Genomic DNA, 17,228 nt, shown 5'->3' on the forward strand with positions numbered 1-17,228 from the left:
ATGGTCGGCAGGTCAGTCGGCCGTGGGCGGCACGCCGTCCTCGGCGTCGGCCGCCTCGACCTCCTCCCGCGAGATGCCGAGCAGGTAGAGGATCGAGTCCAGGTACGGCACGTTGAGCGCGGTGTCGGCGGCCTGCCGGACGACCGGCTTGGCGTTGAACGCGATGCCGAGCCCCGCGAGGGCGAGCATGTCGAGGTCGTTGGCGCCGTCGCCGATGGCCACCGTCTGGCTGAGGGGGATGCCCGCCTCGGCGGCGAACCGCTCCAGCGCGCGGGCCTTGCCGGGCCGGTCGACGATCTCGCCGACGACCCGGCCGGTGAGCCGCCCGTCGACGACCTCAAGGGTGTTGGCGGCCGAGTAGTCGATGCCGAGGTCGGCGACGAGGGCGTCGGTGATCTGCGTGAACCCGCCGCTGACGATGGCGAAGCGGTAGTCGAGCCGCTTGAGGGTCCGGACGAGGGTGCGCGCACCCGGCGTGAGCACGAGCTCCTTGGCGACCTTGCCGAAGACGTCCTCCGGCAGGCCCTCGAGCAGGGCCACCCGCCTGACGAGCGACTGGGCGAAGTCGAGCTCGCCCTGCATGGCCCGTTCGGTGATCTCGGCGACCTCGTCGAGGCAGCCGGCGTGCTTGGCCAGCAGTTCGATGACCTCGTCGCGGATCAGCGTCGAGTCGACGTCCATCACGATGAGCCGCTTGGCGCGGCGGTGCAGCCCGCTGCGCTGGACGGCCACGTCGACCCGCTGCGCCGCCGCCTCGGCGGCCAGCTCGGCCCGCAGGGCCTGCGGGTCAGCGCCCGACACGGCCATCTCGATGCAGGTCACGGGATAACTCGACAGCCGCTCGATGCGGTCGATGTTGGCGCCGCTCGCGGCGACCCGGCCGGAGATCCCGGCCATCGCGGCGGGCAGGAGCGGCGCTCCCAGCACCGTGACGTGCAGCCGCCCGCGCCGGCGCTTCTCCTTGGAGATCGTGCCTGTGGCGATCTCAAGGTCCATGTCGAGGTCGGCGGCGACCTGCTCGACCGCGGTCCACAGGCCGCCGATCGTGCCGCCGGTGCCGGTCGGGGGCCCGCCCGCGTACGCGACGAGGACACCGAGGGTGAGCCGCCCACGGATCACGACCTGTTCGACGTCGGCCACTGTCACAGGGAATCCGGAGAGCACGGAGAACAGCCGGGAGGTCACACCCGGCCGGTCCGGACCGGTCAGCGTGATCAGGAGTGTGCGCTGGTTCACGTTGTTTGAGGTTACTGCGCCGCTTGGGCGATGCGTGCACGAGGTTCACGATGCGGACGCCTGGCTGCCCCCGATGTGAGGGACGGCGGTCATTTCGCCATGTCGTCATAATCACCAGCCGCACCACAGGTGCCGGCCCCCCTGGCCCAGCGAGACCTCCAGAAGGAAGGACGCGCGCCCATGACGATATCCCTCGACACCGGCCGGTACACCGTGGGGCTGGCCGAAACGCCCGCCGACGTCCGCGCCGCCCAGCGTCTGCGCTATCAGGTGTTCTCCGAGGAGATGGGCGCCCGGCTCGACTCTCCCATAAACGGGTACGACGTCGACGGGCTCGACGCGTACTGCGACCACCTGCTCGTACGCGAGGGCGACATGGTGGTCGGCACCTACCGCCTGCTGGCGCCGGGCCGTGCCGACCGGCTCTACTCCGACGGCGAGTTCGACCTGAGCGCCCTGGACGGTCTGCGCGGTCACCTGGTGGAGGCGGGGCGCACGTGCGTCCACCCCGACCACCGGGCCGGCGCGGTCGTCGGGCTGATGTGGGCCGGGATCGCCCGCTACATGGTCACCGGCGGCTACTCCTGGCTCGCCGGCTGCTGCTCGGTGCCGCTGGACGACGGCGGAGTGGTGGCCGCCGGGGTCGTCGACCGGGTGCCTCTCGGCCCCGAGGAGTATCGGGTGACGCCGCGCAACCCCTGGGTGCCCGCCAAGGTGCCCCGGCCCGAGCGCTTCGTGCTGCCGTCCCTGCTCCGTGGATACCTGAGGCTCGGTTCGTTCGTCTGCGGCGCGCCCGCCCACGACCCCGACTTCGGTACGGCCGACTTCTTCGTGCTGCTTTCGCTGGCCGACGTCGACTCCCGCTACCTGCGGCACTTCCTGGGAGACATGTTGTGAGCGCGATCGCCCATCTGCCGGTCACCAGCTCCCCCTGGACGCCGCTGTCGCCGTGCACGCCCGACTGCGTGGGGGAGCCCGCCGCCGTGGTCGGGCCCGTACGCCGGGGCCTCCGGCTGACCGCCACCGTGCTCACGATCCTCGCCGGAATCCCGCTCGCGCTGGTCCTGTGCCGGTCGGGCACGGCCCGCCGGATGCGCTGGACCATGCTCTGGTCGCGGCTGCTCCTGCGGGCGCTGGGCGTCAGGATCGAGACTCGCCGCGGGTTCGCGTTCGTGGGCGGGCCCACCGACGTCCGCGCGGTTCCGGACGAGCAGGGGCCGGCGCTGCTCGTGTGCAACCACGTCTCCTGGCTCGACCCGCTGATCATGGCCGCGACCAACCGGTGCCGTCCGCTGGCCAAGAGCGAGGTGAGCCGGTGGCCGCTGATCGGCATGCTGGCGACCGCGGGCGGGGCGCTGTTCATCGACCGGGAACGGCTGAGCACCCTGCCTCGCGCGGTGGCGGACGTCGCGGCCGCCCTGCGCGACGGCGACAGCGTGGCGGCGTTCCCCGAGGGCACCACCTGGTGTGGACGGCAGATGGGGGCGTTCCGCCCGGCCGTGTTCCAGGCGGCGATCGACGCGGGTGTCCCGGTCAGGCCGCTGGCCCTGCGCTTCCGCCAGGGCGAGGGGCTGTGCACCTGCCCGTGCTACGTGGGGGACGACTCGCTGACGGCCTCCATCCGCAGGGTCGTCGCGCTCCGGGGGCTCGTCGCCGAAGTGACGGCCTTCCCGGCGGTACGGCTCGCGCGTCCCGCGCCGTCGCCCGAGGCGCGCCGCACCCTGGCGTACACCACCGAGGCATACGTCCGCACCGCCCTGACGGGACACGAGCGGCGGGCCGCGGCCGCGTAGACGGGCCGGTGGGCGCGCCCGGCCGCTCGTTCGCGCCGGCCTCCGCCGCGACGCGGAGGCCGACGTTGAACGACGACGGCGAAAGTTTCACAGGGTTCGCTCTCCCTCTCCAGCTCAGCTGATGTGGATCTATCCGCTGCTTGCCTCCAGAAACATTTCGGTAGAGCTTCCAAATGTTTCGAATGACGGAAGGGGCAGTGGATGAGAGCGAAGATCCGCGCCGTGGGCGCGGCGATCACTGCGGCGGTCCTCGTCGTCATGGCGCTGGTGACGGCACAGACGGCGTCGGCCGCCGGCCTGACCGAGGTGACTAATTTCGGTACTAATCCCAGCAACCTGCGCATGTACCTGTACGTGCCGAACAATGTGGCGCCACGGCCGGCGATCCTGGTCGCGGTGCACTACTGCACGGGATCAGGCCCGGCCTTCTACTCCGGCACGGAGTTCGCGTCCCTGGCCGACCGCTACGGGTTCATCGTCGTCTACCCGTCGGCGACCAGGAGCGGCTCCTGCTTCGACGTGTCCTCGCCCCAGGCGCTCCGGCACGACGGCGGCAGCGACCCGGTGGGCATCATCTCGATGGTCAGGTACGTCCTGCAGCACAACAACGCCGATCCGAACCGGGTGTACGTCACCGGGGCCTCGTCGGGCGGCATGATGACCAACGTCCTGCTCGGCGACTACCCCGACGTCTTCAAGGCGGGGGCGGCGTTCATGGGCGTGCCGTTCGGGTGTTTCGCCACCACGGACGGCTCCAGCTGGAACAGCACCTGCTCCAGCGGGAATCTGATCAAGACGCCACAGCAGTGGGGCGACCTCGTCCGCGCGGCCTACCCCGGCTACACCGGTGCCCGCCCGCGCATGCAGGTGTGGCACGGCACGACGGACACGACGCTCGCCTACCCCAACTTCGGCGAGGAGATCAAGCAGTGGACGAACGTCCTCGGGGTGAGCCAGACGCCCTCGTTCACCGATCACCCGCAGTCGAGCTGGACCCGCACCCGCTACGGCGGCACCGGCACCCAGGCGCCGGTCGAGGCGATCAGCGTCCAAGGCGTCGGGCACAGCCTCCCCCTGGGCGGCATGGCCGCGATGGCGATCGCGTTCCTGGGCCTCGACGGCTCGGCGCCGCAGAGCCCGTCGCCGTCCCCCACGCCGTCCCCCACTGTGTCGCCCAGTGCGTCTCCCACCGTGTCCCCCACGGCGTCCCCGAGCCCGAGCCCGTCGTCCTCGCCCAGCTCGCAGCCCGGAGGGGCGTGCCGGGTCTCGTACACGGTCAACGCGTGGAACAACGGCCTCACCGCGCAGGTGAACATCACGAACACGGGGTCGTCGACGATCAACGGCTGGTCGCTGGCGTTCACCCTGCCGGGCGGCCAGACCGTGACGGGGGCGTGGAACGCCACCATCGCGCCGTCCAGCGGGCAGGTGACGGCCGGGAACCTCTCCTACAACGCGACGATCCCGCCGGGCGGATCGACGAGTTTCGGCTTCCAGGCGACACACACGGGCAACACCGGCTCGCCGTCCTCATTCACCCTGAACGGGGCGGCCTGCTCGTGATCTGAGGGGATCCCTTGCCCGCTCTCCCCGTTCCCCGGCACGGCACCGCCGGGGAACGGGGACGGAGAAACGGAAACGCCCGCCTGGACGCTCCAGGCGGGCGATCTCGTCGGGGTGAACTGGGTGCTACTTGACGATGCGCGTCGTCGCCGACTTGGCGTAGAACCAGCTCTTGTAGCCGAGCTCCTTGAGCGCGCGGCGGTCGAGGTCCTCGGCGCCCGTGGGGACGTCGAAGACGATCGCACCGAGCTTGGCCGTCGCCCTGCCGGTCAGACCCTTCTTGAACTGGACCGTGAGGTCGAGCCAGTCGGAGTCGCCGACCTCAAGGATGTACGGGTTCCAGCAGATGACGGTCCGGCCCTCGAAGTCGCACTGGGTGCCCTTCGCGCCCCGGTACCAGACCTTCGTGACGCCCTTGGGCAGGGTCCCGCCGAGCCAGTAGTAGTTGGCGTCGAACGGCCCCGAGTTGACCACGTCGAGCTTGTACGTGATCTTCCTGTTGACCTTGGCCTTCGAGGGGGCGCGGAGCTTGACCTTGAAGACCGAGTACGGGTCGCTCGCCTTGGCCGCTACGGCCTTCACGCTCGCGGGAGCGGCCTGGGCCGGCGCCGCGGCGAAGAAGGCGGCCCCCGTCGCGAGCGGCGCGACGAGCGCGAGACTGGCGATCTTCGCGATCCGGTGACGCATGTGAGGAAGTCTCCTTGGGGAGTGGGGGGAACAAATAAACCCCTGTGAATGAGGAGGCGTTTCTATCACCGGGACAGATAACCCGTAAAGATCTTTTTTACGAAATTCCCCTTTCGGTTTGGAACGGTCAACGGATGATGCTGCTCTTCGACTTGATCCACCTGAGCTCCGGGGAGACGTCGCCGAGCAGTTGACGCGGATCGGTGTCGAGCGAGGTGTCGAGCACGGTGCCGCCGAAGTACCCGTACAGGTTGCCGCGGGCGGAGCCGCTGACCCACGCCTTCGCGTAGAACGTGTAGCTGTGGCCCCTGGAGAGCCCCGGAAGCAGGCACAGCGCCCGCGTCCGCTCCCGCGTGCACCGCTCGTGGTAGCGGGAGTTCTTCGGGACGTAGATACGGACCGCGGTCGCGCCCTTGGGGTACTTGACGGCCAGGAAGATCTCCTGCGTCTTCGTCTTCGTGTTGTTGGTGAGTTTCACCGTGGTCGACGTGACGCGGCCGGCCCGCACCCGCACCGGGTAGAGGACCCTGATCCGCACGGGGGCGGAGGAGGCCGCGCGAGCGGCGGACGCCTCACTCCGGGAAGCGGTGACGGCGGCGGCGGGCGCGGCGGTGAGCGCGACCGCGCAGAGAGGAACCGCCAGGAGCGACGTGAACGTGGCGATGAGGGTTCGCATGCGGCAAGCCTTTACCAATGACGTCACAACGGGATCACACCGTTAGTTTCAGAGGATGAGGTGGCTGTCGCCGAACTCATGCCACAGGTAGGACTCCCGCAGCGCTGCCTGGTACGACCGGGAGACCAGCTCCGCGCCCGCGATCTCGGAGAGCATCATCAGATGGGTCGAGCGGGGCTCGTGCAGGCCGGTGACGAGCCCGTCGACGGCGCGGGCCCCCGTGGCCGGGCCGACGATGTGCGAGGTCCACCCCGACGACGGCCGGACCGCCCCGTCCGGGGAGCCGGCGGCGGCGGTCTCCAGCGCCCGGACCACCGTCGTGCCGACCGCGATCACCCTGCCGCCGTTCGCGCGGGTCAGGTTGGCCAGATCGGCCGTCCGCGGCGGCACGGAGAACCACTCCGGGTACGGCGGCTCGTCCTTCTCCGGGGAGGCGACACCGGTGTGCAGCGTGATGGGCGCGACCGTCACCCCCCGGGAGACGAGCGCGGTGACCAGCTCCGTCGTGAAGGGCCTGGCCGCGCTGGGCATCTCGGCGCTGCCCGGCTCCCGGCCGAAGACCGTCTGGTAGTCGGCCAGCGGCCAGTCCTCCCGCACGTAGCCGTACCGGATCGGGACCCCGTGCCGCTCCAGGTAGGGGAGCACGTCGGTGTCGAGCCGCGCCCGCCACAACCGCGGCGTGGCCCGGCCCGCGAGCCTGAGCGTGGCGCCGCCTGGCATCGGCAGCCACTCCCCGGGCGCGGCTCCGTCGTAGGGTTCGGTGGCCCCCGCCGTCCGGCGCCGCAGCTCGACCAGCCACTCCCCGGACCGGATCCGCCCGGAGAAGTGCACGGCGAGCCGGTCGAGCCGTACGGCGGCGGGGAGCGTGGCGGAGTTGTTCACGACCAGCAGGTCGCCGGGCGCGAGCAGATCGGCCAGGTCGGTGAAGGTCCGGTGGGTGATCTCGCCGCTGTCCCTGCGGGACACCAGGAGGCGGACGCCGTCGCGCCGCAGTCCCCGCGCCTCCGGCGGCGTCGCCGCCTCCGACCCGGGCGGCAGCGTGAAGCCGGTGATCACGGGAGCTCCCCGCGGGTGAACCGGCCCCCGGCCGGGCGGGCGGAGACGAGGTGGACGAGCGCGGCGGCGACGGTCTCGGGGGGCGGCGCCGCGGCGGCCTCGTCCTCGCCCACCGCCTCCGCGAGCATCCGGGTGCGCATCTCGCCCGGATCGACCGACCAGACCGCGACCTCGGGCTCCTCGGCGGCGAGCACGTTCGAGAGCTGGTCGAGGGCGGCCTTGGTCGCGCCGTACCCGCCCCATCCCTCGTACGCCCCCACGGCCGCGTCCGACGAGATCGAGAGGATCGCACCGCCCCGCTTACGCAGCGCGGGCAGGGTGGCCTGGGCCAGCGCCAGCGGGGCGACGACGTTGGTCTCCAGCAGCGCGCGCAGGCCGGCGAGCGGGTAGTCGGCGAGCCGGGGGAGCGGCGTGGGGCCGAGCCCGCTCGCGTTGTTGACCAGCAGATCGAGCTCGGGGACGGCCGCCGCGAGGCGGGCCACGTGCGCCGGGTCGGTGACGTCCCCCGCGATGGCCGTGACGCCGAAGCCGAAGTCGAACGCGGCGGAGTAGAGGTCCTCCTCGCCGCGGGCGGTGAGCAGCAGCGACCATCCGTCGGCAGCCAGGGCCTTGGCTAGGGCGAGACCGAGGCCGCGGGACGCTCCGGTGATAAGAGCCTGTTTCATGCACTCGACGCTAGGGAGGCGGGCCCGCCGGCACATCGGCCGTGCGACCGGCCCGGGCTCGTCGGGTCGGCCTACGCCCAGGGACCGATCCCCTCCCCCAGGCCACGACCTAGGCTGGGGGACGTGTCCCAGCCCACCGACCCCACCGACCCCACCGAGGCCACTGGTCAGGCGAGCGGGCCGGAGCGCGACGAGGTGCTGCACGCGGTCAGCTCGGCCGTCCTCGCGGTCACCCGTCACCTGTCCGTACGCGAAGTCCTCCAGGTGATCGTGCGGTCGGCCGCCCGGCTCCTCGACGCCCGCTACGCCGCGCTGGGCGTGCCCGACGAAGACGGCGCGTTCGCCGAGTTCGTCGCCGAAGGCATCTCCGGCGAGCAGTGGGCGGCGATCGGCCCCACCCCGCGCCAGCACGGCATGCTGGGCGCGATGCTGCGGGAGGCCGCACCCGTCCGGCTGGCCGACATCCGCAGGGATCCCAGGTTCGGGTGGTGGCCGAAGGCCCATCCGGTGCTCAAGGACTTCCTCGGCGTCCCCATCCTCGACGGCGACCAGGTGCTCGGCATCGTCTTCCTGTCGAACAAGCGGACGCCGGGCGGCTTCACCGAGGCCGACGAGGAGCTGCTGACCCTCTTCGCCGCACACGCCGCCATCGCCCTCACCAACGCGCGGCTGTACGAGCGGGGCCGCGAGCTGACCGTAATTGAGGAGCGGACCAGGATGGCCCGCGAGCTCCACGACGCGGTCAGCCAGAAGCTCTTCTCGCTCCGGCTGACCGCGCGGGCCGCGGCCGGCCTCGCGCCCGTTGACCCGGCGCGGGCCGCCGCCGAGATGGAACGCGTCGAGCGCCTGGCCGGGGAGGCGATCACGGAGCTGCGCGCCGTGATCGTCGAGCTCCGGCCGCCGGAGCTCGACCGGCACGGGCTCGTCGACAGCCTCCGCCGGCACGTCCGGCTGCTCGACCGGCTCCAGCCGATCACGGTCGGCTTCTTCTGCGCCGGAGACCCGCCCACCGGCCTGCCGTCGGAGACCGAGGTCACCGTGTTCAGGGTCGCCCAGGAGGCGCTGCACAACGCGCTCCGCCACGCCCGTGCCACCCGGGTGGACGTCCGGCTCTCGTACGGGCCGCCGTCCGTCACCCCGTCCGTCACCCCGTCCGTCACCCCGTCCGTCACCCCGTCCGTCACCCCGTCCGTCACCCCGTCCGTCACCCCGTCCGTCACCCCGTCCGTCACCCTTGAGGTGATCGACGACGGCGTGGGATTCGACGAGCCCGGGGTGGGCGGCCTGGGCCTGGCCTCCATGGCCGACCGCGCCGAGGCCGCCGGCGGCCGTCTCGCCGTCGTCTCCGCCCCCGGCCGGGGGACGACCGTAAGACTGGAGGTGCCCGCGTGATCCGCGTCCTGATCGCCGACGACCACCCGGTGGTCCGCCAGGGCCTGCGCACCCTGCTGGAGATCCAGCACGACATCGCGGTCGTCGGAGAGGCCGGCGACGGCGCCGAGGCGGTGGAACTGGCCCGGTCGCTCAGCCCCGACGTGCTGCTGCTCGACCTGAAGATGCCGGTGCTCGACGGGCTGGGGGCGCTCGCCGAGATCGACGCGCGGGACGTCCGGGTGATCGTGCTCACCTCGGTGAGCGACCGGGCCGGGGTCACCCCGGCCCTGCGGGCAGGAGCGATGGGCTTCCTCTACAAGGACGTGGACCCCACGGCGCTGGTGCAGGCCATCCGGGCGGTCCACGGCGGTCAGATGCTGCTCGCCCCCGAGGCGGCGGAGGCCGTGCTGGCCGGCCCCGCGAGTACTCCGGGCGCCGACGCCGCCTCCGCGGGGCTCCTCACCGAACGGGAGCGCGAGGTGCTCGGGCTGATCGCCGCCGGCTGCTCGAACCGGGAGATCGCCCGCAGGCTCGCCGTGTCGGAGAAGACCGTGAAGACCCACGTCTCCAACGTGCTCATGAAGCTCGGCGTGCAGGACCGCACCCAGGCCGCCCTGTTCGCCGTACGGCATGGCCTGGCCTGATCCCCGGCTGTGAGCCCGGCCGGTGACCCTGTGCCCGACCCTGCGCCCGACCCGGGCCTGACCCGGCCATGAGCCGGGCCCGGCTTCACGGCTGCGTCTGGCCGAGATCCGCGAGGGCGTGATGGGCGGCCACCCGGGCCCGCCGTACCGCCCGGTCGAGGTCGCGGAGCGCCTCATGGCGTACGGCGACCTGGCCAGAGGTGAGGCCCCGCCCGTCGGCGAGGCGCAGCGCGGCGGCGAGACGGGCGGCGAGGGCGCCGACCCGGTGAGCCCGCCCGGGGTAGCCGGGGGCCAGCTCCTCCTCCCCGCCCCGCAGGGAGGGGAAGCCCTGGGCCGGGCCGTCCACCGCCGACAGGGCGTCGGTGGCGGCGAGCATGGCGCCCGTCAGCGCTCGCTCCGCCTCGGCGAGGGACGGCACGTCCGGCATGGCGGGAGAGGCGTCCTCGGCCGTCCACCGGATGCCGGAGTAGGAGGAGCCGCGGCGGTCCTGGGCGGGCACCAGCCCCACGCACCGCCCCGGCAGCACGGCGATCGCGGCCTCACCGGCCTCGATGGCGGCGCCGTTGAACGCGGGCGGGCCGGTCAGCCCGAGAGGATCACCGGGAACGGGGAGGGCCAGCCGGAAACCGCACAGGCCGTCGGAGCGCCGGTCGATCAGGAAGGCGCGAAGCGTCGTCTCCCCGGATTCCGCGGCCACCACCTGGGGGCCCGCCACCCGCTCCACGCGGTCGACGGCGTCGTCGAGGCTCACCTGCCCGGCGAGCCACGAGTTCGTCCAGGCGACCAGTGTGGGGGCGACGGATGAATCGATGCGCACCCGATCCACGATATGCGTTGGCCCTACCGTAGTTTTGTCTCAGCGAACCATGGGAGGGGGCCGCGATGGGCGGTCAGGTGCTACGGCTTCAGGATGTGGCCGTCCGCAGGGACGGCTCCGTCTTGTTGCGCGGCATCGACTGGAGCGTCCGGGAAGACGAGCGTTGGGTCGTGATCGGCCCCAACGGCGCGGGGAAGACGACGCTGCTGCAGGTGGCGGCGTCGTTGCTGTACCCGTCCGAGGGTTCGGTCGAGATCCTCGGCGAGCGTCTCGGACAGACGGACGTGTTCGATCTGAGGCCCCGGATCGGCCTGGCGAGCACGGCGCTCGCCGAGCGGATCCCACCGGAGGAGAAGGTCATCGACCTGGTGCTCACGGCCTCCTACGCCATCCTCGGCCGGTGGACCGAGGAGTACGACTCGCACGACGTCACGCGGGCGGTGGAGCTCATCGACCAGCTCGGCTGCGCCCACCTGATCCGCCGGCGGTTCGGCACCCTCTCCGAGGGCGAGCGCAAGCGGGTGCAGATCGCCCGCGCGCTGATGCCCGATCCGGAGCTGCTGCTGCTCGACGAGCCCGCGGCCGGGCTCGACGTGGCCGGCCGGGAGGACTTCGTACGCCGGCTCGGCACACTGGCCCGAGACCCCAAGTCGCCCACGATGGTGCTGGTCACGCACCACGTCGAGGAGATCCCCTCCGGGTTCACCCACGTGCTGCTGCTCCGCCACGGGTCGGTGGTGGCCCAGGGGGAGATCGAGTCGGTCATGACCGCGGAGAACCTGTCCAGCGCGTTCGGCGTCCCGCTGACCCTCGACCGCGGCGGGGAGGGACGCTGGTACGCCCGCCCCGCATGACCGGTGACCGCGAAGGTCCCGCCCGGCCGGGAGACCGTCCCGGGGAGCGGGGCCATGTGAGGGAGCGGCGTACGTGACTCCGCTGGAGATGGCGGGCGTCTTCGTCGCGGGTATCGGCGCCGGAGCGGTCAACGCGGTGGTGGGCTCGGGCTCGCTGATCACGTTCCCCACCCTGCTGGCGGTCGGCCTGCCGCCGATCGTGGCCAACGTGTCCAACAACGTGGGCCTCGTGCCCGGCGGGATGACGGGTGTGCTCGGCTACCGGCCGGAGCTCGCGGGCCAGCGGGCCCGGCTGATCCGGCTCGGCGCCGCGTCGGTCCTCGGCTCACTCGCCGGCGGGCTGCTGCTGCTCAACCTGCCCGAGAAGGCCTTCACGGCGATCGTCACCGTGCTCATCGCCGTCGCCTGCGTCCTGGTGCTCGTCCAGCCGAAGCTCAACCGGTGGCTGGCTGAGCGGCGGCCCCCTCATCCCCACGGCGGCCCGTGGGCGTGGGTGGGCGTCCTGCTCGCGGGCATGTACGGCGGCTACTTCGGGGCGGCTCAGGGCATCATTCTCATCGGGCTGCTCGGCAGCTTCCTCGATGAGGAGATCCAGCGCGTCAACGCGGCGAAGAACCTGCTGTCCCTGCTGGTCAACGCCACCGCCGCGGTGCTGTTCACGCTGGTCGCGCCGGTGCACTGGACGGCCGTGCTGCTGATCGCCGCCGGTTCGGCCGTGGGCGGATTCGCCGGAGCCCGGCTCGGCCGCCGGCTTCCCGCCCCGCTGCTGCGGGGATTCATCGTCGTGATCGGTGTGGTCGCGATTGTGAAGTTGCTGTCCTGAAAGGGTATGTCTCCCTTCATGAAGGGCGACCGGGTGGAGATCGTCATAGATGCCGGCGGCACTCCGCGTACCTATGAGGTGGTGGCGACCCGGGCCGGCCGCCGCATCGAGATCACCACGGGCCGGGGAGTGGTCGAGGTGACCGAGGTGACCCGTACGGGCACACCGGTCCGGACGGCCAGGTTCATGTCCAACCGCATCCTCGCCCTGGTGGAGCATCCGGCCGACGACCGCGGCCCGGACGTCGAGTGAGGCCGCGCCCTGGAGTGAGGCCGGACGCGGAGCCCCGGCTCAGTCGGCCGGGCGGACCTGCAGGACGCCGTCGTGCCGGATGCGCGTCCGGAAGGCCGGCTGGCGCGAGGTGGCCGGGCCGTGCACCACGGAGCCGTCCTCGACGCGGAAGACACTCCCGTGCCAGGGGCACATGACGCAGGGCTCACCCTCCACGACGGTGATCCGTCCCTGGTGCAGCGGACCGGCGAGATGGGAGCAGCTGTCCGCCAGGACGCTCACCTCGTCGCCCATCCGCAGCACGAACAGGTCGATGTAGCCGAGCCGGCGCATGACCGGGCGCCCGTTCGGCAGATCCTTCAGCGGGCACAGGTCGTGCCAGCCGAGCGGGACCAGATGGCTGACCGACTCGGCGTGGTTGGCCCCGGCCGCCTGCCGGTAGGCCATGTGGCCGCCGAGATAGCCGCCCACTCCGGCCGCGCCCAGCCCGGCGTACGCGAGGGTCCGGCCGATCCGCTCCCGCCCGGCCACCCGCATCATCAGGGAGCCCGTGTAGAGGGCGGCGGCGGCGACGTTGGTGAGCGCGTGCACCAGGCCCACCCGCTGCTGCTCGCGGTGGAGCACGGACCAGTCCGTGAGGCCCGCGGCGGCGGCGGGGACGGCGCTGGCGAGGCCCGCCACGATCAGGCTACGGGCCGCCCGCGGGTCGGCCCTGGTCAGGTCGAGCACGGCGGTGGACAGCCAGCAGCCGAAGCTCACCATGGCGAGCGCCGGGTGCAGAGGGTGCCCGATGGGCACGCCGTGCAGGAAGTCGCGTAATTTCCCGGGCCCGAGCGCGCCCCGCACGGCCTTGGCGAGCGCGCCGATCGGCTTGTCGAACGCGGCGGTCCGCTCCAGCCCGTCGAGGACTTCGGGAGACGGGACCATGCGTTGCAGCCGGCCCGTCCGTCGCGGCCTGGTCGTCTCTTCCATCTTCGCCCCCTAACATTCCAGCCCGTACCCATGCCGCACGCCCATGAACATCGCGGAACGGACGGCGGCCACGGCGCGCCTCACCCGTGGCGCGGGGCCGCCCGTCACACGGAGAACAGCCGGCCGACCTCTTCGAGCTCGCGGACCAGGTCGAAGCGCGGGTCACGGTAGGTCCTGGCGCCGAAGCCGGTCCGGTTCACCGTCCACCTGAGCTCCCTGGCCCACCGGTCCTGGTCCGCGCACAACGCCGTGTCCGCGATGGTCATCCGGCTCTGGAGGAGCGTCAGCCAAGTCATGCGGTGCGGGCGCAATGGAGACTCCTTCTGGTGTGGCGTGGAGTTCTCGTTGATCGTCACCGGGCGTGCGGGAGATTTCCGGGCGACCCGATCGGATGCCTCGGGAAGCCGAAAATCGTTCGGCTTCGATCGTGACCCACGAGAGATATGACGGCAATACTCGGTGTAAGAAAACCCGTGCGGTTCTTCTCCCGATACGCCGTCACATGCTCGGTTACGGGCGCTGCAACGTGCCCTGCACCGCACACCGACATTTCCGGCGTTCTCTGCATTTCCGGCAGGCAGAGGTAGCCTTCGGGAGAGGGCGCTCCCCCGGCGTCCCCTCAGGTGGCGAAGGAGGTCCGCTATGCCGGACCACGTCAGTCCCATCGTCCGACGGCGGCGCCTGGGGCAGGAACTTCGCCGGTTGCGCGAACGCGCCGATCTGACCGGGGAGCAGGTGGCGGCCCGCCTCGGCTGGTCGGCGGCGAAGGTCAGCCGCATCGAGACGGCCCGGACGTCGCCACGCGAGGCGGATGTGAACGCTCTCCTCGTGATCTACATGGTAGATTCCAGCCAGCGCCAAGAGCTGCTCGCCCTGCACCGGGACGCGACCCGGAAGGGCTGGTGGGAGGAGCATCGAGACTCCCTGCCCAAGGAATACACGACCTTCCTGGGGCTGGAGGCCGAGGCCACGGCGGCACGCGACTGGGAACCCCAGGTCGTGCCGGGTCTGTTCCAGACCGAGGCGTACGTGCGGGCCATGATGGCGAGCGGACAGCGCAGCACGCTTGAGGCTCCCGGCGGGGTCCGGAGCCGGATCGAGGTCCGCCTGGCCCGGCAGGGCGCCGTCCTCAGGGCCGAGCCTCCGCTGAACCTCTCGGTGGTGATGGAGGAGTCCGTCCTGCTGCGCCGGTTCGGCGACGACGAGGTGATGCGCGAGCAGCTCGGACGGCTCGTCGAGGCGACGGAGCTGCCCAACGTGACGCTGCGGGTCCTCCCGCTGGAGGGCGATCACCCGATCAACGTCGGGGCGTTCTGCCACCTGAAGGTGCCCGACTTCCATGACGTGGTGTATCTGGAGGCGCTTCTCGGCGGCCGACTGCTGGAGGACGAGATGATCGTCTACCGCTACGAGGTCGCCTTCGACTACCTGGAGACCAAGGCGCTCGACGTGCTGGCCTCCCGGAAGCTCATTGAGAGAACTGTCAGCCGCTGGCGATGAGCCATGAGCCGCCCCGGATCGTTTCCGGGGGGAAGAGACCCTGAATCGATGAACGCATCTGATGCGCGCGACGTCGCGTGGTGGAAGAGCAGCCGCAGCTCCAACAACGGCATGTGCGTGGAGGTCGCGCGTCTGGCCGACGGCCAGGTGGGCGTACGGGACAGCAAGGACCGGGACGGCCGGGTCCTCGTTTTCACCCCCGCGGAGTGGGACGCGTTCCTCGGAGGCGTGAAGGACGGCGAGTTCGACATCTGAGGCGCCTGAGACTTCTGAGGCGCTTCACGGCGTTCCGGGCGCGGCCTGCCCGGAACAGGCGTACGGCTCGCACCTCCGGGGGAGGCGCGAGCCGTACGCAGGGGAACGGGGGTCAGGAGAGACCAAGGCCGCGGGCGACTCCCTGGCCGAGGTCCTTGTGCACGTTGGTCCAGTACTCGACCACGCGCTTCCGCATGTCGGCGGTGACCTCGGGAGCCGAGGCGTGGCCGACGACGTTGCTCACCAGGTGCTCCCGGTCGGTGTCGGACAGCACGTTCTCCCACAGCGCCCGGGGCTGGACGAAGTCGTCGTCCTCCCGGTGCCTGGCGTACGCGCTGCGGATGATTTCCCCGGCGATCTGGTAGCTCTCGCCCGCGAAGATCGACGGGTCCGCCGCGGGGCCACCGGCGGAGTTGGGCGCGTAGATCGGATCGTTCGGGTTGGTGAACGCCATCGGGCCGTCCTTGCTGTAGGTGTGGACGGGAGCTTTCGGCCGGTTCACGGGCAGCTGCAGGTAGTTGGGCCCGATGCGGTACCTGTGAGCGTCCGGGTAGGAGAGCAGCCGGCCCTGGAGCATCTTGTCCGGTGAGGCGCCGATGCCGGGCACCATGTTGGCGGGCTCGAAGGCGGCCTGCTCGACCTCGGCGAAGTAGTTCTCCGGGTTCCGGGTGAGGGTGAACCTGCCGATCGTGATCTCGGGGTAGTCGGCGTGCGGCCACACCTTGGTCAGGTCGAACGGGTTGAAGCGATAGTCGGCGGCCTCCTCGAACGGCATGATCTGCACGTTCACCGTCCAGGACGGGTGATCGCCGTTCTTGATCGCGGTGTGCAGGTCGCGGATGTGGTAGTCGGCGTCCTGCGAGACGATCGCGTCGGCCTCGGCCGCGGTGAAATTCTTGATGCCCTGGTCGGTCTTGAAGTGATACTTCACCCAGAACTTCGCGCCGGCCGCGTTGTACCACAGGAAGGTGTGCGAGCCGAAGCCGTGCATGTGCCGCCAGCTCGCCGGCGTGCCGCGGTCGGTCATCAGGAACGTGACCTGGTGGGCCGACTCGGGCGACAGCGTCCAGAAGTCCCACTGCATGTTGTTGTCGCGCAGGTGGTTGTCGGCGCGACGCTTCTGGCTGTGGATGAAGTCGGAGAACTTCGAGGGGTCGCGGATGAAGAAGATCGGCGTGTTGTTGCCGACGATGTCGTAGTTGCCTTCGTCGGTGTAGAACTTGATCGAGAAGCCGCGCGGGTCGCGGGCCGTGTCGGCGCTGCCCAGCTCGCCGGCCACCGTCGAGAAGCGCAGGAGGAGGTCGGTCTCCGCGCCCTTCCGGAAGAGCCCGGCCTTGGTGAACTGGCTGACGTCCTCGGTGATGCGCAGGACGCCGTACGCGGCGCCGCCCTTGGCGTGGACGACCCGCTCCGGGACCCGCTCCCGGTTGAAGTGGGCCATCTTCTGGATGAGGTAGTGATCTTGAAGGAGCAGCGGCCCGTTCGGGCCGACGGACAGCGAGAACTCGTCGCTCGGCGCGGGAATGCCCGCATCGGTCGTAGTAACCGGCCTGTCGCTCATGGGGCGATCCTCCCGGGTTCCTTTCGGGGTTGTTCGGATTGCGGGATCGCGGATGGACCGGTTCGCTGGTCATCCGTCGGGTGGCGGCCCTCGGCCGCTCGGCAGTCGGGGCAGAAGCCCCAGTAGGTCACGTCCGCCTCGTCCACCAGGAATCCGGCGTCGGACACCGGGTCCAGGCAGGGGGCGTGGCCAACGGCGCAGTCGACGTCCGTGACCTTCCCGCAGCGGCGGCAGACGAGATGGTGGTGGTTGTCTCCCACACGTGTCTCGTACCGGGTGGGGCTGCCCGCGGGCTCGATGCGGCGCAGCAGGCCGCCGCGGTGCAGCGCGTTCAGAGAGTCGTAAACGGCTTGCAGGGAGACCTGCCCGACGCGTTCGCAGACACCCCGGTGGACCGCGTCCACGTCGAGGTGATCCCCCTCCCGCACGGTCTGCATGATGGCGAGCCGGGCCGCGGTCACCCGCAGCCCGGCATGTCGGAGCCGGTCGGAATCCTGCACACCCCCACGCTAACAGCAAAC

20 protein-coding genes are annotated in these 17,228 nt (G+C 71.2%); 10 read left to right on the forward strand and 10 right to left on the reverse strand.

The window, feature by feature from the left end; all coding sequences use genetic code 11:
* Nucleotides 1-12: 12 nt before the first annotated feature.
* Entirely contained in the window at nucleotides 13-1,236 is a 1,224-nt protein-coding gene (gene serB / locus JOL79_RS26065) for a phosphoserine phosphatase SerB (RefSeq protein ID WP_210158532.1), read from the reverse strand.
* Between the two features lie 180 nt (nucleotides 1,237-1,416).
* Here serB and JOL79_RS26070 point away from each other — a divergent pair, with 180 nt between their 5' ends.
* From JOL79_RS26070 to JOL79_RS26080, 3 genes are all read left to right on the forward strand, one after another.
* Entirely contained in the window at nucleotides 1,417-2,133 is a 717-nt protein-coding gene (locus JOL79_RS26070; RefSeq protein WP_210158533.1) for a GNAT family N-acetyltransferase, read from the forward strand.
* Entirely contained in the window at nucleotides 2,130-3,029 is a 900-nt protein-coding gene (locus JOL79_RS34495) for a lysophospholipid acyltransferase family protein (RefSeq protein ID WP_210158534.1), read from the forward strand. Before JOL79_RS26070 ends, JOL79_RS34495 begins: the two co-directional genes overlap by 4 nt.
* Nucleotides 3,030-3,230: 201 nt before the next feature.
* The gene (locus tag JOL79_RS26080; RefSeq protein ID WP_210158535.1) at nucleotides 3,231-4,592 is read left to right on the forward strand and encodes an extracellular catalytic domain type 1 short-chain-length polyhydroxyalkanoate depolymerase; all 1,362 of its coding nucleotides are present in this window, start codon (nucleotides 3,231-3,233) and stop codon (nucleotides 4,590-4,592) included.
* A 126-nt stretch (nucleotides 4,593-4,718) separates the two neighbouring features.
* On the opposite strand, the gene JOL79_RS26085 is transcribed toward JOL79_RS26080, so the two are convergent.
* The 4 genes from JOL79_RS26085 to JOL79_RS26100 all read right to left on the reverse strand — a co-directional run bounded on the left by JOL79_RS26085 (nucleotide 4,719) and on the right by JOL79_RS26100 (nucleotide 7,676).
* Complete coding sequence (locus JOL79_RS26085; RefSeq protein WP_210158536.1) at nucleotides 4,719-5,279, reverse strand: DUF11 domain-containing protein; 561 nt, start codon at nucleotides 5,277-5,279, stop codon at nucleotides 4,719-4,721.
* Between the two features lie 127 nt (nucleotides 5,280-5,406).
* Nucleotides 5,407-5,955: a hypothetical protein gene (locus JOL79_RS26090; protein WP_210158537.1), complete on the reverse strand. Its 549-nt coding sequence runs from the start codon at nucleotides 5,953-5,955 to the stop codon at nucleotides 5,407-5,409.
* 48 nt (nucleotides 5,956-6,003) lie between these two features.
* The gene (locus tag JOL79_RS26095) at nucleotides 6,004-7,011 is read right to left on the reverse strand and encodes an S-adenosylmethionine:tRNA ribosyltransferase-isomerase (protein WP_210158538.1); all 1,008 of its coding nucleotides are present in this window, start codon (nucleotides 7,009-7,011) and stop codon (nucleotides 6,004-6,006) included.
* Nucleotides 7,008-7,676, reverse strand: a complete 669-nt coding sequence (locus tag JOL79_RS26100; protein WP_210158539.1) for an SDR family NAD(P)-dependent oxidoreductase — start codon at nucleotides 7,674-7,676, stop codon at nucleotides 7,008-7,010. The genes JOL79_RS26095 and JOL79_RS26100 overlap by 4 nt, the downstream gene beginning before the upstream one ends.
* Before the next feature lie 123 nt (nucleotides 7,677-7,799).
* On the opposite strand from JOL79_RS26100, the gene JOL79_RS26105 reads away from it, so the two are divergent.
* Together JOL79_RS26105 and JOL79_RS26110 are read left to right on the forward strand one after the other, a co-directional pair.
* Nucleotides 7,800-9,068: a GAF domain-containing sensor histidine kinase gene (locus JOL79_RS26105; protein ID WP_210158540.1), complete on the forward strand. Its 1,269-nt coding sequence runs from the start codon at nucleotides 7,800-7,802 to the stop codon at nucleotides 9,066-9,068.
* Nucleotides 9,065-9,694 (forward strand): response regulator, encoded by a 630-nt coding sequence (locus tag JOL79_RS26110; protein WP_210158541.1) that lies wholly within the window; start codon nucleotides 9,065-9,067, stop codon nucleotides 9,692-9,694. The genes JOL79_RS26105 and JOL79_RS26110 overlap by 4 nt, the downstream gene beginning before the upstream one ends.
* A gap of 85 nt (nucleotides 9,695-9,779) precedes the next feature.
* Here JOL79_RS26110 and JOL79_RS26115 read toward each other — a convergent pair whose 3' ends face one another.
* Nucleotides 9,780-10,505 (reverse strand): Rv1486c family protein, encoded by a 726-nt coding sequence (locus JOL79_RS26115; protein WP_210158622.1) that lies wholly within the window; start codon nucleotides 10,503-10,505, stop codon nucleotides 9,780-9,782.
* A gap of 71 nt (nucleotides 10,506-10,576) precedes the next feature.
* On the opposite strand from JOL79_RS26115, the gene JOL79_RS26120 reads away from it, so the two are divergent.
* The 3 genes from JOL79_RS26120 (at nucleotide 10,577) to JOL79_RS26130 (ending at nucleotide 12,440) form a co-directional block, all read left to right on the forward strand.
* A complete protein-coding gene (locus tag JOL79_RS26120; RefSeq protein ID WP_210158542.1) occupies nucleotides 10,577-11,365 on the forward strand; it encodes an ABC transporter ATP-binding protein in 789 nt (262 codons plus the stop codon).
* 73 nt (nucleotides 11,366-11,438) lie between these two features.
* The gene (locus tag JOL79_RS26125; RefSeq protein ID WP_307848735.1) at nucleotides 11,439-12,188 is read left to right on the forward strand and encodes a sulfite exporter TauE/SafE family protein; all 750 of its coding nucleotides are present in this window, start codon (nucleotides 11,439-11,441) and stop codon (nucleotides 12,186-12,188) included.
* 6 nt (nucleotides 12,189-12,194) lie between these two features.
* A complete protein-coding gene (locus JOL79_RS26130; RefSeq protein ID WP_230985497.1) occupies nucleotides 12,195-12,440 on the forward strand; it encodes a DUF8836 family protein in 246 nt (81 codons plus the stop codon).
* A 39-nt stretch (nucleotides 12,441-12,479) separates the two neighbouring features.
* On the opposite strand, the gene JOL79_RS26135 is transcribed toward JOL79_RS26130, so the two are convergent.
* Complete coding sequence (locus JOL79_RS26135; protein WP_210158543.1) at nucleotides 12,480-13,391, reverse strand: Rieske (2Fe-2S) protein; 912 nt, start codon at nucleotides 13,389-13,391, stop codon at nucleotides 12,480-12,482.
* Nucleotides 13,392-13,495: 104 nt separating this feature from the next.
* Nucleotides 13,496-13,747: a hypothetical protein gene (locus tag JOL79_RS26140; RefSeq protein WP_210158544.1), complete on the reverse strand. Its 252-nt coding sequence runs from the start codon at nucleotides 13,745-13,747 to the stop codon at nucleotides 13,496-13,498.
* A 286-nt stretch (nucleotides 13,748-14,033) separates the two neighbouring features.
* On the opposite strand from JOL79_RS26140, the gene JOL79_RS26145 reads away from it, so the two are divergent.
* A complete protein-coding gene (locus JOL79_RS26145; RefSeq protein WP_210158545.1) occupies nucleotides 14,034-14,891 on the forward strand; it encodes a helix-turn-helix domain-containing protein in 858 nt (285 codons plus the stop codon).
* 48 nt (nucleotides 14,892-14,939) lie between these two features.
* Nucleotides 14,940-15,146 carry a DUF397 domain-containing protein gene (locus JOL79_RS26150; RefSeq protein WP_210158546.1) on the forward strand — a complete coding sequence of 69 codons (207 nt, stop codon included), beginning with the start codon at nucleotides 14,940-14,942 and terminating at the stop codon, nucleotides 15,144-15,146.
* 112 nt (nucleotides 15,147-15,258) lie between these two features.
* Here the strand turns inward: JOL79_RS26150 and JOL79_RS26155 are convergent, their stop codons facing one another.
* Nucleotides 15,259-16,707 carry a catalase gene (locus JOL79_RS26155; protein ID WP_210158547.1) on the reverse strand — a complete coding sequence of 483 codons (1,449 nt, stop codon included), beginning with the start codon at nucleotides 16,705-16,707 and terminating at the stop codon, nucleotides 15,259-15,261.
* Entirely contained in the window at nucleotides 16,704-17,207 is a 504-nt protein-coding gene (locus tag JOL79_RS26160) for a Fur family transcriptional regulator (protein WP_210158548.1), read from the reverse strand. Before JOL79_RS26160 ends, JOL79_RS26155 begins: the two co-directional genes overlap by 4 nt.
* Between the last annotated feature and the right edge of the window lie 21 nt (nucleotides 17,208-17,228).

It is taken from the genome of Microbispora oryzae (genome assembly GCF_017896165.1).
Taxonomy (GTDB): Bacteria; Actinomycetota; Actinomycetes; order Streptosporangiales; family Streptosporangiaceae; genus Microbispora; species Microbispora oryzae.

Excerpts from the sequence above, each read along its gene's own strand:
- JOL79_RS26150 (WP_210158546.1), top strand. The coding sequence starts at position 14,940 with ATGAACGCATCTGATGCGCGCGACGTCGCGTGGTGGAAGAGCAGCCGC.
- JOL79_RS26145 (WP_210158545.1), top strand. The coding sequence starts at position 14,034 with ATGCCGGACCACGTCAGTCCCATCGTCCGACGGCGGCGCCTGGGGCAG.
- JOL79_RS26130 (WP_230985497.1), top strand. The coding sequence starts at position 12,195 with ATGTCTCCCTTCATGAAGGGCGACCGGGTGGAGATCGTCATAGATGCC.
- JOL79_RS26085 (WP_210158536.1), bottom strand. The coding sequence starts at position 5,279 with ATGCGTCACCGGATCGCGAAGATCGCCAGTCTCGCGCTCGTCGCGCCG.
- JOL79_RS26135 (WP_210158543.1), bottom strand. The coding sequence starts at position 13,391 with ATGGAAGAGACGACCAGGCCGCGACGGACGGGCCGGCTGCAACGCATG.
- JOL79_RS26100 (WP_210158539.1), bottom strand. The coding sequence starts at position 7,676 with ATGAAACAGGCTCTTATCACCGGAGCGTCCCGCGGCCTCGGTCTCGCC.
- JOL79_RS26080 (WP_210158535.1), top strand. The coding sequence starts at position 3,231 with ATGAGAGCGAAGATCCGCGCCGTGGGCGCGGCGATCACTGCGGCGGTC.
- JOL79_RS26070 (WP_210158533.1), top strand. The coding sequence starts at position 1,417 with ATGACGATATCCCTCGACACCGGCCGGTACACCGTGGGGCTGGCCGAA.
- JOL79_RS26120 (WP_210158542.1), top strand. The coding sequence starts at position 10,577 with ATGGGCGGTCAGGTGCTACGGCTTCAGGATGTGGCCGTCCGCAGGGAC.
- JOL79_RS26090 (WP_210158537.1), bottom strand. The coding sequence starts at position 5,955 with ATGCGAACCCTCATCGCCACGTTCACGTCGCTCCTGGCGGTTCCTCTC.
- JOL79_RS26155 (WP_210158547.1), bottom strand. The coding sequence starts at position 16,707 with ATGAGCGACAGGCCGGTTACTACGACCGATGCGGGCATTCCCGCGCCG.